Below are 15,334 nucleotides of genomic sequence, written 5' to 3'. Positions count from 1 at the left end.
GCGGGGCGATGCGCAGCGACTTCCCCTTCGTCGTCATCCTCGCCGTCTATTTCGGAAAGCTGCCCGCCTGGTTCCCGCTCTGGCTCGACTCCTGCCGCCGCAATCCCGATTTCGACTGGCTGGTCATCGCCGACGCCGATTGCTCAACCTGCGATCTGCCGCCCAATGTGCAGGTCCGGCCGATGACGCTTGCCGCGTTCGGCGCAAAGATGAGCGCCGTCCTCGGCGTCGAGGCGCCGGCGCTCACACCCTATAAAGTCTGTGATTTCCGTCCAGCCTTCTGGGCCCTGCTCGACGACGCCCAGAAATGCGATTTCTGGGGCCATTGCGATCTGGACATGATCTTCGGCGACCTGCGCCGTTTCATCACGCCAGAAATCCTGGCCCGGCACGACAAGATCTTCACCTTCGGCCACCTGACGCTCTACCGTAATGGCGACTTCGCCAACCAAATGTTCCGTCGGCCGCATCCGGCGCTCGACTGGCGGGCCATCCTGTCCGACCCGCGTCCTCGCGGCTTCGACGAACATATCGGCGTCGGCCTGATCTGGGGCGCCTTCCGCGCGCGCCTTTTCAAGGACGAATCGCTCGTTGCCGACATCGACCCGGCGCTCGCGCGTTTCGAGCGGACGGCGCCGTGTCGCAACGACCGCGACCAGTTGTTTTTTTACGACCGGGGCCGGGTCTTTCGCGTCTTCTGGCGGCGCGGCCAAATCGCCTTCGAGGAATTCCTCTACATCCATTTCCAGAAGCGCAGGACTTTCGCCGCTTTCGTTCCGGCCGGGACCGAAAATTATGTCCTCGCGCCGGACGGCTTTTTCGCCTGCACGGAGAGCGAACTGACCCCCGAACTGGCGCGCCGGCTCAATCCGTGGCGGCCGAGCGGAAGGGACGCGCTGCACCGCTGGCGCCGCGCCTTCCGCGCCTTCCGGCGCCGGCGCGGCCTGGTCCGCGATTTGAGGGCCGCCGCACGATGAACCGCGCCGTCCCCAGCCCCCCGTCGCTGATCTCGTCGGCCGCCTCGACCTGGCTCGACGCCCTGCGCGCCTTTCTCGTTGCGCAGGTCGTCCTCGGCCATCTGGCGGCGATCGCCCTGCCGACCCTTCCCGAACTCGCGGGCTGGTCGCCCTTCGCTGTTTGCGCCGTCGCCTTTCGCCTGACGACGCGGTTCGGGCCGCAGGCGGCCTATCTCTTCGTCTTTTTGAGCGGCTTCCTGGTCGGCGGCGCGCTGCTCCGCGACCGCCTCGACGGGCGGCGCCTGAACTTCCGCTCCTTCGCCGCCCGGCGGATGACGAAAATCATGCCCGTTCTGGCCGGCGCGTTGGTCCTTTCAGCCGTGCTCGACCTGACCGGCGCTTTTCTGCTCCACGGCGCGGATCTCTACCGCCGGCAGAATTACGATTATTTCGCGGCGATCACGCCCGTCCGTTTCCTCGGCAATCTCCTCAGCCTCCAGCCAACCCTCGTCGGCGTGTTCGGCTCCAACGGCCCGCTGTGGACGCTCGGCTATATCGTCCAGTTCTATTTCGCCGGTTTCGCCGCGATCCGCTGGCTTTCGCGCCGCAACGCCGCGCCCTTCGCCTTCGCTCTGCTGCTCGCCGCCTGGCTGCGCCCCGAATGGCTGTGCCTTTTCCTGATCTGGACCCTGGGCGCGGCGGCGCGGGTTTCCCCAAATCGCCCGGCTTCCCTTGCAAGCGCGCTCGTCCTCGGCGCTGCTCTTATCGTTCTTGCAAACCGCTTGCCGGTCCTCCCCTCGATCCTGACCTGCGGTTTTGCCGGAATCTTTCTCGTCACCGCCGCCCAGGGCGCGAAGCAGGGCCTTGCCGGAGGCGCCCGCCGCGCCACGCAAGGACTCGCCAGCCTGAGCTTTGAGGTCTACGCCGTCCATTACCCGATCGCCTTTTTCATTTTCGCGTCGCTGGTCAAGACGAAAGCGCAGGCATCCGGGCTGTTCCTCGCCTTCCTCGTCCTCACGATCGCGGCGATTTCCGGCGCCGCGCTGCTGGTCCGGCGCCTCAGCCCCGCGACGTTGCGCCTCGGACCCGCGGGAACACCGGCATGAACAGCCCCAAAGTCAGCGTCCTCATGGCGGTCGATAATGGCGAAAAATTTCTGCGGCCGGCGATGGAAAGCATCCTGTCGCAGACTTTTGGCGATTTCGAATTCCTGATCGTCGACGACGGCAGCGCCGACGCGACAGGGGCGATCGTTCGATCTTACGCGGACCCCCGCATCCGGCTGATCGAGGCCGAGCATGCCGGCCTGACCGCCTCGCTCAATCGCGGCGGCGCGCTCTGCCGCGGCGAATTGATCGCGCGCATGGACGCCGACGACATCGCTAGTCCGGAGCGCTTCGCCCTTCAGGCCGCGTGGCTCGACGCCCACCCGGAGATTTCGCTCGTCTGTTCCAACGCCACGCTGATCGACGAAGGCGGGCGGGTCACCGGCCCTCATCTCATGGGCGACGCATGGAACAGCGACATTCTCCTCCAATTCCTTCTCTACCGGCGGCGGGCCATGCCGATCATTCATCCGAGCGTGATGATGCGGCGCGAGATTTTCGAGCGGCTCGGCGGCTATCGCGATTATTCTTTCGCCGAAGATCATGACTTCTGGCTGCGCGCTCTTGAAACCGGCGCGAAATTCGGCCACATCAACCGGGAACTCATCCATTACCGCCGGCACTGGGGTGGTGTTTCCCGGTCGAAACGCCCTATCCAGGCGTCGAACAGCGTCATGAGCGCCGCCGCCCACCTCGTCCGGTCTCACACGAATATTGATATTTTCGCCAAACGGCCCGAACTTTTCAGCCGCCATCGTGAATCCGTCCGCCGCAGGCTTGAAAGCGAATATTTTCCGGTCGAATACGCCTTCACCGACGCCAAGTGGCGGATTGTTGCGGGCGAGCGTCTGCGGGGCGGCTTAGCGCTCATGCGCGGCGCCCTGCGCCACGGCCCCAGGATTCTCGCCTCGAACCGGCTGAGATTTCTGGAATCGCTCGTCCAATCGACGGCCGAGCGGATCGAAAGCGATTTCCTGTCCATTCCGAACGAAAAAGCCGCAAGCGCGGCGCACGGTTCCGCGCGTTCCGAGCGGGCGCGCCGATGACGAATTCTTTCATCCTCGCTTTGGCCTATGTCGTCACCTGCCTCTGGCTGATGACGCTCATGGCCAGGCGCCGCACCGTAATTTCCGTCCATCTGGGAACAATCGCCCTGTTTTCGCTGGGCTATTATCCCCTTCCGGTGTTGTTCAAGCCTTTATCGTCGCTCGCGCCGATCCCGGACGAGAAGGTCTTTTACGCCTTGCTCATCCATTATCTTTTCCTCTGCGCGCTGGTTATTTCCTGCCTGGGATGCGCGAAACTCACCCGCGCCGTCCCGGTGATGAATTTCGGCGCCCTCGACCATATCGCCCTGCGCCACCTTTATAGGCTCGCCTGGGCGGCCTTCGGCCTCTATCTCGCCTATATCGCAACCACCCCGCGCACCTCTTACGGCACGGAAAATTTCGACGCCTTTTTCGAGCAGAAATCGAATTTCCGCTCGCTCGTCTCTGCGGTCGCAGTCTTCGCCTCGGGCTTCATCTGCATCGCTTATGCGATCGCTTCGGCCCACGGGCGGCGACGCGCCCAGTTCACTTATGGCGCGATGATCGTCCTGCTGGTCGCGCTCGCCTTGCCTTTGGGGCAACGCCTGGCGGCGATCGCACCGATCATGATGCTGTTCGCCGCGATGGCCGTCACCCGCCAGACCGGCCGCGCCTTGCGCATCCTCGCCGCCGCCGTGATCTTCCTGATGGCGGTAAGCCCTTTCGCCGTCTATCTGCGCGAGGCGCGGCGCGACAAATCCGGCGAATTTCTCTCGGCGCCCCAAGTCGCCGGCCATTATCAGGTTTCCAGCAATCCGGCTTTCCAGAGTTTTCAGTCGATCATCGACCGCAGCGATCTGATCTTCAATACCGTGTTCATGAAGGACTATATCGACCGCACCGGCTACGCCAACTGGCTCTATTATTATTCCGTCCTCGTCTCGCCGGTCCCCCGCCTCATCTTTCCGGACAAACCCTATGTGCTCAGTACCGACGGCGCGATCGACGGCGAGATTTCGGTCCAGGCGTGGCGGCTGGCGTTCGGCTCGCTCGGGAGCCTGACCGCTTTCGGCGGCCTCACGGCCTATCGCGAGGGCGGCTGGATCGGCGTGATCCTCGACGGACTGGCGCTCGGCCTGCTGTTCTCGCTGCTGGCGCGCTGGCTGGGCGAAGGCAGTTTTCTGGCGCGGGTCTTTTATATCAATTTCTTCCTGCTGTTCGCGGTCCAAAAAGTCCCACCGGACTTTTTCGAGGCTCTAGCGGGCCTGCTCGGCCATGCGCCGCTCATCCTTGCGCTGCTGATCGTGGCGCTGACGCCGATATTCACCCGGCTTCCGCCCCGTGGGGTTGCGCCGGCGGCGGAGCGCGCATCATGAAGGATCGCCCCCCGCCTATCCTTTCGCGCCGGGCTTCGCTGGCGGGCGCCGCCTTCGCTTCCATGGCGCTCGACAAAGCCGCCGCCGCGCCCGACCAAGGCGATACCAGCGTTTTTCCGATCCGCGCGGCGCTCGCCGCCAATCCGCCGCCGGCTTCGGTCTCTTACGCCCTCGTCCTCGGCGCCTTCGTCGCCGGCTTCGGCGAGGCCCTCTATCGCCGAGTCGGACATGAGCCGTTGCACGCCGGCAAGATCCGCGACAGGCGGGGCGGCTGGTGGGAAATCCTGCCCGGCGAGACCGTTTCCGTCGCCCAGTTCGGCGCCGTGGGCGATGGCCTCGCCGATGACGCGCCCGCGATCCAGGCGGCGATCGACTATGCCCTTTACGGCGAGGGCGCGCCAAAAAAGGTCTTTCTGCCCGCTCGCCGCTATCGCATCGCCGACGCCCTCCAGATCGGCTATGGCGAGCGTTACGTCACGCTCGAATTCTGCGGCGAGCCCGGCCTTTGCCCCAACGGCGAGCCCGCGGGGCTCTATCCGGCCTTCAACGACCGGCCCGGCCTCAACATCCAGGGCGGACGTGGGGTGCGCTTGCGCGGAATTTCGCTTTTCGGCGTCAATCGCGACCATCTGAAACGCAATTACGACCGTCTCAAGGACCGGGGGCGTCGCGAAGCCTGGCTCGGGCCGCAACTGGCCGCGTCGAGTTCGAGCCGCCATGCGCCTTATGCCGGAGTCACGATCGACGCCTTCGCCGGTCCTAGGCCCGACCCGGCTTATCCGGCGCCAACGTTTCCTGAATATGTTTCTAACACAATGCCATATGACAAGAACTTCAGTTCGAACACGATCCTGGAAAACTGCCGGATCGAGGGCTTTTACGTCGCCCTCGCGGTGCAGCCCGGCCAGGTTCCCGACGCCTCGAACGGCGATTTCGTCACCCTGCGCGATTGCGCCTTCCAGTTCAATTGCATCAGCGTCGCCGACGGCCACGCCGATGCCCGCTGCAACAATATCGAAAATTCGCGCCTGCATTTCTGTCATACCGCACTCGACAGCGTGAGCTGCGGCCCGGGCGCCGGCTCCTATCAGGCGCTGATCTGCGGCAGTTCCTTCGACAATGTCTGGCAGATCCTCAACGTCAATCTCGCCGGCTCGAAAGCCCAGGGGCCTTTCCCGATCCGCTTCGAGGGCTGCTATGGCGAAAGCATTTTCCGGCTCGGCTCGGCTTCCGCCGCCGCCGAGCATGTTCCCGGTCTCGCCTTTGAGAGCTGTAAATTCGAGTTTTCGATCAAGAACGAGGAACATTCGCCCAAATCCTTGCTCGATTGCCCGAGCGGCGCGGTCCTGTTCCGCCATTGCGTCCTGTTGGGCGGCAATGGTTTTTCCTTTTTCGACGCCGATGTGAGGTTCGACGGCGTCGCCTTCAGCCGACCGCAAGCCGTAGTTTTCGACCTCCAAACCGCCGCCGGAAGGCTGGCGCAGAGTTTTACCGGCGGCTTCTGGGCGAGAGCCGCCCGCCAAATCCGCCTGTCGCCGCTCGCCTTTTTCGACTTTTCCAGCGCCCATGTCGCCTTCGCGGCGCAAGAAGGCCTTGATGGCGCAGCCTTCGACATCAATCGCGACGCGGCCGCCTTGGGCCGGCCGCTGCCGTGGTGGGTCGAAGCGCTGTCCGACGGCGAATCTTTCTGGCCCATCGGCCGGGCGCCGGTTTTGGTCCTCGACCGCGACCGCCATCCGATCCAATTTGTGCAGCGGAAGGGCGCCGATTATGTGCTCTCGCTCCCGGCCGATTGGCTGCGCGCGTTGGGAGCGCAAGGCTTCGAGCCCGATGTCCTGTTGTTCGGCCCGGGCGACGTCCTGTTCGATCTAGCGGACGGACTGGCGGCCTATGTCGTCGAAAGCTCCACCATGCCCGATGGCTCCGTGCGGCTGGCGGTCAGGCAGGTCAATGGCGTCCGCACCCCGGATTTCGGCAAGAGCTGGGAGATCTGGCAAGAAATCCGGGCCGATTCCGGCCTGCTCGCCTTCCACAACGCGCGCCGCTTCTACCCCGCGGCCCGGCGCGCCACGATCGAAACGGAAAAAGGCGAAAGCGCCGCCCGCCTGCGCCCAGCCGGCGCGCCGGCGCCTTTGTTCGTCGCGCCCGGCGACCACATTCTCGGCCATCCCTCGCGCTCGACGCCCAATGAGCGCCTGTTCCCGCCCGCCGCCGTGCTTGCTGTCGCGCCGGAGGGGGATGTCCGGCTCGACTCCGCCGCATTGCGCGCGTTCTGGGGCGATTGTCCTCCTTTCGTCAAGGCGCGCCCATGATGGAGCCGAAACGCCGCAGTCCGCGTCACGGCGGCCCGACCTTCGCCTTGCGCCATCGCCTCTTCCGCTGTCTCTGGGGGCTGGTCTGGAATGGCCTCGGCGCCTGGACGCCGACCCCATTCTTCCTCTGGCGCCGCGCTTTGGTTCGCCTGTTTGGCGGGAAGATCACCGCTTCGGCGCGGATCTATCCCGGCGTGCAAATCTGGTATCCGCCGCATCTCGAAATGGCCGAATATTCCTGTCTGGCGCGCGGCGTTAACTGCTATTGCATGGCTCCGATACGGCTTGAGCCCTATGCGCTGGCGTCGCAGGGCGCCCATCTCTGCGCCGGGACGCACGACGTGGACGACCCGCATTTCACCCTTCACGCCAGGCCGATCGTCATCGCCGCGCATGCCTGGGTCGCGGCCGAGGCCTTTGTCGGCCCCGGCGTGACGCTCGCCGCGGGCGCGGTTCTTGGCGCGCGCGCGGTCGCTTTCCGCGATCTCGAGTCCTGGACGATCTATGTCGGCAATCCGGCGCGGCGGTCGCGGGCGCGCCGCCGGCCGTTGCGCAAACAAGCGGGACTGAAACCATGATCGATCTGGCGGTCATCATCCTCACATTCAACGAGGAGAAACATGTCGCGCGCGCCATAAGCTCGGTCGCGGGCCTCGCCTCGGAAATTTTTGTGATCGATTCCGGTTCGACCGATCGCACGGCAAACATCGCCAGAGCGCTCGGCGCGACCGTGCTCGAAAACAAATTCGTCAATTACGCCAAACAGTTTCAATGGGCGCTCGATCATGCGCCGATCCATTCAGGCTGGATCATGCGGCTCGACGCCGATGAAATCCTCGAACCGGAGCTGGTCGCCGAAATCGCGGAACGGCTGCCGGCCCTCCCTGCGACGATTGTCGGCGTCAACCTCAGGCGGCGGCACGTCTTCCTGGGCCGCTGGATCAGGCATGGCGGGCGCTACCCCCTGATCTTGCTGCGTATTTTCCGGCGCGGCCGTGGCCGGATCGAGAACCGCTGGATGGACGAGCATCTCATCGTGCGGGGCGGCTCGACGATAGAATTCCGCCATGATTTTTCCGACGCCAACCTCAACGACCTGAGTTTCTTCACCGACAAGCACAACAGATATGCGACGCGGGAGGCGATCGACGTCCTCAATCGCAAATATGGCCTCGACCCTTCAACGGATCTTCTGTCGGTCGAAGGAACGTCCCGGCAGGCTTCGCTCAAGCGCGCGGTCAAGGAGGGCATTTACAATCGCCTGCCGCTCTGGGCGGGGCCGCTGCTTTATTTCCTCTATCGCTATATCGTCCGGTTCGGCTTCCTCGATGGAAGAGAGGGCGCGATCTATCATTTCCTGCAAGGGTTCTGGTATCGCTTCCTGGTCGCCGCCAAGGTCGAGGAATATGAGCGCGCGCTGCGCGGACTGGACAGCCCCGAGGCGAAGCGAAAGACGCTTGAACAGCTGACCGGCCATCGTCTCGAAAGCGCTGCAAATCTTTCGCGGCAAGCCGCGCCCCTGGGCTCGGGGGCGCTCGCATGAAAGTTCTGCACGTCATCGCCACCGCCGACCCGCGCTCGGGCGGACCGATTCATGGCGTGATTGCGGGTTCCGAGATCTGGCGCCGACACGGGTGCGAGCGCCATGTCCTGACCCTCGACCCGCCGACCGCGCCGTGGATCGGCGCCCTGCCGATGAATGTCATTGCGGTCGGCATGGACGGTCCGATGGCGGACTGGATCAGGCGCCATGTTCCGATTTCCCGCTATGGCTACAGTCCCCGCCTTGTCCGCTGGCTGAAGAAAAACGCCGCGAATTACGACGCGATCATCGTCAACGGCCTGTGGAATTATGCTTCGCTCGGCGCATGGCGAGCCTTGCGCGGCGGCGGCGCGCCCTATGTCGTCTTCACCCACGGCATGCTCGACCCCTGGTTCAACCGCGCTTATCCGGTCAAGACCTTGTTCAAGCGGCTCTATTGGCTCCTGTTGGAGCACAGGGTCCTGCGCGACGCGCGCGGCGTCATGTTCACGGCCGAGGAAGAGCGGCGCCTCGCCCGGAACTCCTTCAAGCCCTATGTCGCCAGGGATCATGTGGCCGGCTATGGCGCCCGCCGCGTCGAGGGCGACCCGGAGGCGCAGATCGCCGCTTTTTTCGCGACCGCGCCTGAATTGCGCGGGCGGGGTTTCATCCTGTTTCTGAGCCGCATCGACGAAAAAAAGGGCGTCGATCTGCTGATCCAGGCTTTCGCGCGGGCAGTGGAAGACTTTCCCGACGTCGATATCGTGATCGCCGGGCCGGACCAGTCGGGCTTGAAGGCGCGCCTCGCGGCGCTCGCCAGGGCTATGAACATCGGCGCACGCATCCATTGGCCCGGCATGTTGAGCGGCGACGCCAAATGGGGCGCCTTTCGCGCCGCGAAATTCTTCGTCCTGCCCTCGCATCAGGAGAATTTCGGCATCGTGGTCGCGGAGGCTCTCTCGCTTGGAACGCCCGTGCTGATCACCGACAAGGTCAATATCTGGCGGGAGGTGGAGGCCGACGGCGCGGGAGTCGTCGTCAGCGACGATGTGGATGGCGTCGAACGAGGGCTTCGTCACCTCTGCGGCCTGTCGGCGGCTGAGCGCGAGGCCATGACGCGCGCGGCGCGCGCCTGTTTCGACGCGCGCTTCGACCTCGACGCCAATGCGCTGGACTTTCTCGCATTGATGAAGAGGTTATGCGCGGCGGACAACCACGCCGCTCAGGCCGGCGAAATTTTCTCCAGCCCGCCCATATAGGGCCGCAAAACCTCGGGCACCGTCACCGAGCCGTCCGGATTCTGATAATTCTCCAGCACCGCGACAAGAGCGCGGCCGACCGCGACGCCCGAGCCGTTGAGCGTATGAACGAATCGCGTTCCCTTGCCCTCGGCGGGGCGATAGCGGGCGTTCATGCGCCGCGCCTGGAAATCGCCGCAGACCGAGCAGGACGAAATTTCGCGATAGCGGTCTTGCCCCGGCAGCCAGACTTCGATGTCGTAGGTCTTCTGCGAGGCGAAGCCCATGTCGCCGGTGCAAAGGAGCACCACGCGATAGGGCAATTTCAACCTTTTCAACACTTCCTCGGCGCAAGACGTCATGCGCTCGTGCTCTTCGAGCGATTGCTCCGGCGTCGTGATCGAGACCAGTTCGACCTTGGTGAACTGATGCTGGCGGATGATGCCGCGGGTGTCGCGCCCCGCCGCGCCGGCTTCGGCGCGGAAACAGGCGGTGCCGGCGGTCATGCGCAGAGGAAGCGACGAGTCGTCCAGGATTTGCTCGCGCGCCAGATTGGTTAGCGGCACTTCGGCGGTGGGAATGAGCCAACGCCTTTCCCAATCCATGTTTAGATTAAAATCGACGAACTCAATCACCCCACGCGAAGCGACGTCCTTGAATGTTTCTAGGCCGTGTCGGTCGATGTAATCGACGGCACCCTGCCAATCATTGACAAGCTGAGAGAGACGGAATTGTTCTTCGCTTGCGCCACTGCGAACGTAAAATTGGTCGTCGAAAAATTTCGGCAATTGCGCCGTTCCGAACATTGCTTCATCCCGCACCAGGAGCGGCGGCGCCACTTCCTGATAGCCGTGCTCATCCGCATGCAAATCGAGCATGAACTGCGCGAGCGCGCGCTCCAGCCGCGCCAATCTGCCCTTGAGCACTACGAAACGCGCGCCGGAAATCCGCGCCGCCGCCTCGAAATCCATCATTCCGAGCTTTTCGCCGATCTCGAAATGCTCTTTCGGAGTAAAACCATCGGGGAAGCTCGGCTTCTCGCCAACCTGGCGCTGCTCGACATTGTCGTTTTCGTCGGCGCCCTGCGGAACCTCGGGCAGCGGGCGGTTGGGGATGGCCGCGAGTTCGGTCTCCAGCGCCGTAATCGCGGCGCGCTCTTCCGATTCGATCGCGCCCATGGACAGTTTCAGATCGGCGACTTCCTGCTTCAGCTTCTCCGCCAAAGCCATGTCCTTGGCCTTCATCGCCGCGCCAATTTCCTTCGATGCGGCGTTGCGGCGCTCCTGCGCGGCTTGCGCCTTGGCGATCGCCGCGCGGCGGGCGTCATCGAGCGCGAACAGCCGCTCCAGCAGGGCGTCGGCGGCGGCTTCATCCGGCTTGCGGCGCAGGAGATCGGCGCGAAAACCTTGGGCGTCTTCGCGGATCGATTTGATGTCGTGCATGGGCGGCTCGTTGTGGCGGGCGAAAAATCACGTTTCGGACGCGGCGCGATTCTTCTCGATCAGACCCACCGCGAAAACGGCCCCTTCGTAAAGAAGCACCATGGGAAGGACAAGGGCGCACATGGAAATGAGGTCCGGCGGCGTGAGGATCGCGGCGGCCACTGTGATCAGGACGATCGCATAACGCCTCTTCTCGCGCAGAAAAGCCTGGTCGATGATTCCGACATGGCCGAGCAGGGTCAGGACGACCGGAAGCTGAAAGGCCGCGCCGAAAGCGAAGATCAGAGTCATGATCAGCGACAGATATTCGCTGACCTTGGGCAGAAGCTCAATCGTCGCCTCGCCCTTGACGTTCAATTGCTGGAAGCTCACCGAAAAGCGGATGAGAAAGGGCATCACCGCGAAATAGACGAGCAGCGCCCCCATGAAGAAGAAAAGCGGCGTTGCAAAAAGATAAGGCGCGAAGGCGCGCCGCTCGTGGCCGTATAGACCAGGCGCGACGAATTTATAGATCTGGAGCGCCATCACGGGAAAGGCGATGAAGCCCGCCCCGAACATCGATAATTTCAATTGGGTCAGGAACTGTTCGAGGAAATGGGTCGCAATCAGCTTGGCGTTCTCGGCCCCGACGATCTCGACATAGGGGTTGAGCAACAGATTGTAAATGTGATGCGAGAAGTAGAAACAAACGACAAAGGCGATGAGAAAGGCGACCAGCGCCTTGATCAGGCGCGCCCGCAATTCGATCAGATGGTCGATGAGAGGCGCCTTGGTGGCGTCGATATCGGCTTGGCTCATGACGATTTCCCGGCGCCCGGCGCGGCGGTTTCGGCCGAGGCTGTAGGGGAAGGAGCGGCTTCGGGCGGCGGGGCCGCCAGCGGCTGGTCCTCGACGATGATAAGCCCAGATGAGGGCGGCGCCTCGGCGGCCGCGGCAGTCGTCTGCGCCGTTTTCGCCGCCGGCGTCTCCAGCATGTCGGCGACGCGGGTCAGCGTGCCCTCGACCGAAGCCTTCCGCTTCAGATCATGCAGATCGTCCCGAAGCTGCGACAATTCGGCCTCGCGCAGGGCCTCGCTGAACTGGCCCTGAAAATCGGACGCCATCCGCCGCGCCTGGGCGATCAGTCGGCCCAGCGTGCGCAGGGCGTCCGGCAGATCCTTGGGCGGAATGAAGATCAGGGCCACGACGCCGATCAGCAGAAGCTTGCCCAAATCGAAATCGAACATCGAAGCCTCGCGGGCAATCGCGTCCTGCGCCGGTCGCTCAGGGGTAAAGGCGCGTCAAATCAAAAATTTGACGAAACGTCCCAAAGTCGAGCCCGAACGACAGGTCAGCTCGCCTTGTTGACGTCGCGCGAAGCCTCGACCGGGGTCGCCGGCTGATGCTCGATGGTGTGCGCCGTCTCCGCGGGCTTCGCCGGAGGCGGTTCGTCGGAAAGGCCCTGTTTGAAGGATTTGATGCCTTTCGCCACATCGCCCATGATATCGGAAATTTTGCCTTTGCCGCCGAAAAGAATGAGGACGATGACGCCCAGCAGCAGCAGATGGGGCAAGGAAAAACCGCCCATAACCAAAACCTCCCGAAACCCGGTCGCTCGCGCCCGCAGAAGCGCTCTGTTGGCGCAAACCTAGTGCGCCAAAGGGGCAAAAACAAGCCGCACCTAAAAATGGGGATATGTCTTGCGCCGGGCAAAGCACGATTATGACGCTTCAAAAGCCGTGCTAAACAGATTATGAGCATTCGCCGAGAATCGCCCTGGGGACGAAAGACCCGTGCGAAGCGGCCGCATGATCGCTGCTGGCCGACACGCCGGGAAGGCCGGATTGCCCCGCCGAAGGCGCGTCAAATTTCACCGAGGGCCCATAACATATGAGCAGAACCAGCTCCTCCGTCGCCAAACCCGCCCGCGCCAGCGAAACCGCCGATAAAATCGACGCAGCGCTGGTGCGCGAGATCGCGACCCTGCTGAGCGAGACCGATCTCACTGAAATCGAGGTGGAAAAGGGCGATCTGAGGATCAGGGTCGCGCGCCAGCCGCACGGCCCCGCGCCCGCCGCGATCTATGCGCCGGCGCCCGCGACCCAGCCCGCCCACCCGCAACCCGCCGCCTCGGCGGCTTCCGCAGCGATGGAAGCGCCAGCTGTCGTCATCGACCATGCCGACGCGCTCAAATCGCCCATGGTCGGCACGGTCTATCTGCGTCCCAGCCCGGATTCCAAGCCCTTCATCGAGATCGGCTCGCATGTGACGGAAGGCCATAAGGTGCTTCTGGTCGAGGCGATGAAGACCTTCAACGACATTCTCGCGCACAAGACCGGCACGATCACCGCCATCCTCGTCGAGGACGCGCAGCCGGTCGAATATGGCCAGCCGCTGCTGGTTATCTCCTGATGTTCGAGAAGATCCTCATCGCCAATCGTGGCGAAATCGCCCTTCGCATTTTGCGTGCGGCGAAAGAGCTGGGCATCGCCACTGTCGCCGTCCACTCCACGGCGGATTCCGAAGCCATGCATGTCAAGCTGGCCGACGAATCGGTGTGCATCGGCCCGCCCCCGGCGCGCGAATCCTATCTCAACATTCCAGCCCTGCTCGCGGCTTGCGAGATCACAGGCGCCGACGCCGTCCATCCCGGCTACGGTTTCCTCTCGGAAAACGCCAAATTCGCGGAAATCCTCGTCGATCACAACATCGCCTTCATCGGCCCGAGCCCCGAGCATATCCGGATCATGGGCGACAAGATCGAGGCCAAACGCACGGCCCGCGCCTTGGGGATTCCCTGCGTGCCGGGCTCGGAAGGCGGCGTGACCGATGACGACGAGGCCATGCGCATCGCCGAGGACATCGGCTTTCCAGTGCTGGTCAAGGCGGCGGCCGGAGGTGGAGGACGCGGCATGAAGGTCGCCCGCGCCGCCATAGAACTGCCGGAGGCGCTCGCCGTCGCCCGCGCCGAGGCCAAAGCGGCTTTCGGCGACGACGCCGTCTATCTCGAAAAATATCTCGACAAGCCGCGCCATATCGAAATCCAGATTCTCGGCGACGGCCATGGCAATGCGGTCCATGTCGGCGAGCGCGATTGTTCCCTGCAGCGCCGGCACCAGAAGGTGCTGGAGGAGACGCCCTCGCCGGCGCTGAACCAGGACGAGCGCAATCGCATCGGCGAAATCTGCGCCGAAGCCATGCGCAAGCTGAAATATTCCGGCGCCGGCACAATCGAATTCCTTTATGAAAACGGCGAGTTCTTCTTCATCGAGATGAACACCCGCATTCAGGTCGAGCATCCGATCACCGAGATGATTTCCGGCCTCGACCTGCTGGTCGAGCAGATCAAGATCGCCAGCGGCGCGCCCCTGAGTTTCGCCCAGGCCGATCTCGAATTGCGGGGCCACGCCATCGAATGCCGGATCAATGCCGAAAATCCGGTCACTTTCCGGCCCTCGCCCGGCAAAATCCTTTACTACCACCCCCCCGGCGGGGTGGGCGTGCGCGTCGACGCCGCCGTCTATCAGGGCTATACGATCCCGCCTTATTACGATTCCCTGGTCGGCAAGCTCATCGTTCAGGGGCGCACCAGGATCGAGGCGCTGATGCGCCTGCGCCGCGCGCTGGACGAATTCATCGTGGACGGCGTCGACACCACTCTGCCCCTGTTCCGCGCCCTGGTGCGCAACGCCGACATTCAGGACGGCGCCTATGACATCCATTGGCTGGAAAATTTCCTGGCCAAGGGCGGCATGGACGGCTTGGAATCATAAGTGCGGCTGGCTGCGGCGCTCATTGCTTTCCTGGCGCTCACGGGCGCGGCGATCTGGCTGTTCGACACGCCGGCGCCGGTTCCTGAGCTGATCGCCAGCGTGCGGGCCGACGGCGTTCTGAGCGCGCCCTGCCCGGCGCGCACGCTCGCCGAAGAAAAAGCCCGCCTCAAACAGGGCGCTTCCCCGCCCGGCGCGCTCGGCGAAAAACTGCGAAAACTCTTTCCGCCCGGTTCGGACGCCGGCCCATTGGAGGCGCGGCTGAAGCGGGAAGGTTTTGAGCTTTTCATGGCCTGCCCGAATGACGACGAGGTTGTGGGCGCCCGCTGGCTCGGCCAAAACTGGAGCCAGCCAGACGTTTTCGTCTATTGGCGCGTGGACGGCGCCGGCAAGTTGACCTTTGTGGACGGCAGCGTCAGTGTAACGCGCTGACCGCTGTCGAAAAAGCCTGACCAAGTCCCGACAGGACTTGCAAAGCGAAGCAACACCGGCGGAGACGTTGAGCCTGCACGAACGAGAGCATATTCGCGACGTCGTCATGGACACCGTCTTCGCGCGGCGACAGCGCCAAGCCATTGCCGAAATACAAGTTTCCGCAATCGGAA

15 protein-coding genes are annotated in these 15,334 nt (G+C 63.7%); 11 read left to right on the top strand and 4 right to left on the bottom strand.

The genetic code is table 11. The features are described from left to right. Nucleotides 1–8: 8 nt before the first annotated feature. Genes K2U94_RS10970 through K2U94_RS10935 form a run of 8 tightly spaced genes read left to right on the top strand, consistent with a single transcriptional unit; the run spans nucleotide 9 to nucleotide 9,559 of the window. The gene (locus K2U94_RS10970; RefSeq protein WP_243067250.1) at nucleotides 9–977 is read left to right on the top strand and encodes a DUF6625 family protein; all 969 of its coding nucleotides are present in this window, start codon (nucleotides 9–11) and stop codon (nucleotides 975–977) included. Beyond that, the gene (locus tag K2U94_RS10965) at nucleotides 974–2,062 is read left to right on the top strand and encodes an acyltransferase family protein (RefSeq protein WP_243067249.1); all 1,089 of its coding nucleotides are present in this window, start codon (nucleotides 974–976) and stop codon (nucleotides 2,060–2,062) included. Before K2U94_RS10970 ends, K2U94_RS10965 begins: the two co-directional genes overlap by 4 nt. Beyond that, complete coding sequence (locus tag K2U94_RS10960; protein WP_243067248.1) at nucleotides 2,059–3,108, top strand: glycosyltransferase; 1,050 nt, start codon at nucleotides 2,059–2,061, stop codon at nucleotides 3,106–3,108. Before K2U94_RS10965 ends, K2U94_RS10960 begins: the two co-directional genes overlap by 4 nt. After that, a complete protein-coding gene (gene wzy, locus K2U94_RS10955; protein WP_243067247.1) occupies nucleotides 3,105–4,466 on the top strand; it encodes an O-antigen polysaccharide polymerase Wzy in 1,362 nt (453 codons plus the stop codon). Before K2U94_RS10960 ends, wzy begins: the two co-directional genes overlap by 4 nt. Further along, nucleotides 4,463–6,778, top strand: a complete 2,316-nt coding sequence (locus K2U94_RS10950) for a glycosyl hydrolase family 28-related protein (RefSeq protein WP_243067246.1) — start codon at nucleotides 4,463–4,465, stop codon at nucleotides 6,776–6,778. Before wzy ends, K2U94_RS10950 begins: the two co-directional genes overlap by 4 nt. Then, nucleotides 6,775–7,356 carry an LbetaH domain-containing protein gene (locus tag K2U94_RS10945; protein ID WP_243067245.1) on the top strand — a complete coding sequence of 194 codons (582 nt, stop codon included), beginning with the start codon at nucleotides 6,775–6,777 and terminating at the stop codon, nucleotides 7,354–7,356. Before K2U94_RS10950 ends, K2U94_RS10945 begins: the two co-directional genes overlap by 4 nt. Further along, the gene (locus tag K2U94_RS10940) at nucleotides 7,353–8,321 is read left to right on the top strand and encodes a glycosyltransferase family 2 protein (protein ID WP_243067244.1); all 969 of its coding nucleotides are present in this window, start codon (nucleotides 7,353–7,355) and stop codon (nucleotides 8,319–8,321) included. Before K2U94_RS10945 ends, K2U94_RS10940 begins: the two co-directional genes overlap by 4 nt. Further along, nucleotides 8,318–9,559, top strand: a complete 1,242-nt coding sequence (locus tag K2U94_RS10935) for a glycosyltransferase (RefSeq protein ID WP_243067243.1) — start codon at nucleotides 8,318–8,320, stop codon at nucleotides 9,557–9,559. The genes K2U94_RS10940 and K2U94_RS10935 overlap by 4 nt, the downstream gene beginning before the upstream one ends. Here the strand turns inward: K2U94_RS10935 and serS are convergent. The 4 genes from serS to K2U94_RS10915 all read right to left on the bottom strand — a co-directional run bounded on the left by serS (nucleotide 9,523) and on the right by K2U94_RS10915 (nucleotide 12,547). Further along, the gene (gene serS, locus K2U94_RS10930; protein ID WP_243067242.1) at nucleotides 9,523–10,980 is read right to left on the bottom strand and encodes a serine--tRNA ligase; all 1,458 of its coding nucleotides are present in this window, start codon (nucleotides 10,978–10,980) and stop codon (nucleotides 9,523–9,525) included. The two genes, K2U94_RS10935 and serS, sit on opposite strands and share 37 nt — an antisense overlap. Nucleotides 10,981–11,007: 27 nt before the next feature. Continuing rightward, nucleotides 11,008–11,778: a twin-arginine translocase subunit TatC gene (gene tatC / locus K2U94_RS10925; protein ID WP_243067241.1), complete on the bottom strand. Its 771-nt coding sequence runs from the start codon at nucleotides 11,776–11,778 to the stop codon at nucleotides 11,008–11,010. After that, the gene (gene tatB, locus K2U94_RS10920; RefSeq protein ID WP_243067240.1) at nucleotides 11,775–12,206 is read right to left on the bottom strand and encodes a Sec-independent protein translocase protein TatB; all 432 of its coding nucleotides are present in this window, start codon (nucleotides 12,204–12,206) and stop codon (nucleotides 11,775–11,777) included. Before tatB ends, tatC begins: the two co-directional genes overlap by 4 nt. A 104-nt stretch (nucleotides 12,207–12,310) precedes the next feature. Then, complete coding sequence (locus tag K2U94_RS10915) at nucleotides 12,311–12,547, bottom strand: twin-arginine translocase TatA/TatE family subunit (protein WP_243067239.1); 237 nt, start codon at nucleotides 12,545–12,547, stop codon at nucleotides 12,311–12,313. A gap of 302 nt (nucleotides 12,548–12,849) precedes the next feature. Here K2U94_RS10915 and accB point away from each other — a divergent pair, with 302 nt between their 5' ends. From accB to K2U94_RS10900, 3 genes are read left to right on the top strand one after another with little or no spacing between them, the layout of a single operon-like run. Continuing rightward, entirely contained in the window at nucleotides 12,850–13,371 is a 522-nt protein-coding gene (accB, locus tag K2U94_RS10910; protein WP_243067238.1) for an acetyl-CoA carboxylase biotin carboxyl carrier protein, read from the top strand. Then, a complete protein-coding gene (gene accC, locus K2U94_RS10905) occupies nucleotides 13,371–14,732 on the top strand; it encodes an acetyl-CoA carboxylase biotin carboxylase subunit (protein ID WP_243067237.1) in 1,362 nt (453 codons plus the stop codon). The genes accB and accC overlap by 1 nt, the downstream gene beginning before the upstream one ends. After that, nucleotides 14,733–15,161 carry a hypothetical protein gene (locus K2U94_RS10900; RefSeq protein WP_243067236.1) on the top strand — a complete coding sequence of 143 codons (429 nt, stop codon included), beginning with the start codon at nucleotides 14,733–14,735 and terminating at the stop codon, nucleotides 15,159–15,161. It abuts the gene before it with no gap. The last annotated feature ends 173 nt before the right edge of the window (nucleotides 15,162–15,334 follow it).

This window comes from Candidatus Rhodoblastus alkanivorans (assembly GCF_022760755.1).
Taxonomy (GTDB): domain Bacteria; phylum Pseudomonadota; class Alphaproteobacteria; order Rhizobiales; family Beijerinckiaceae; genus Rhodoblastus; species Rhodoblastus alkanivorans.
The sequence above is the reverse complement of the archived record's forward strand: the minus strand, read 5'-3'. Positions and strand labels throughout refer to the sequence as shown.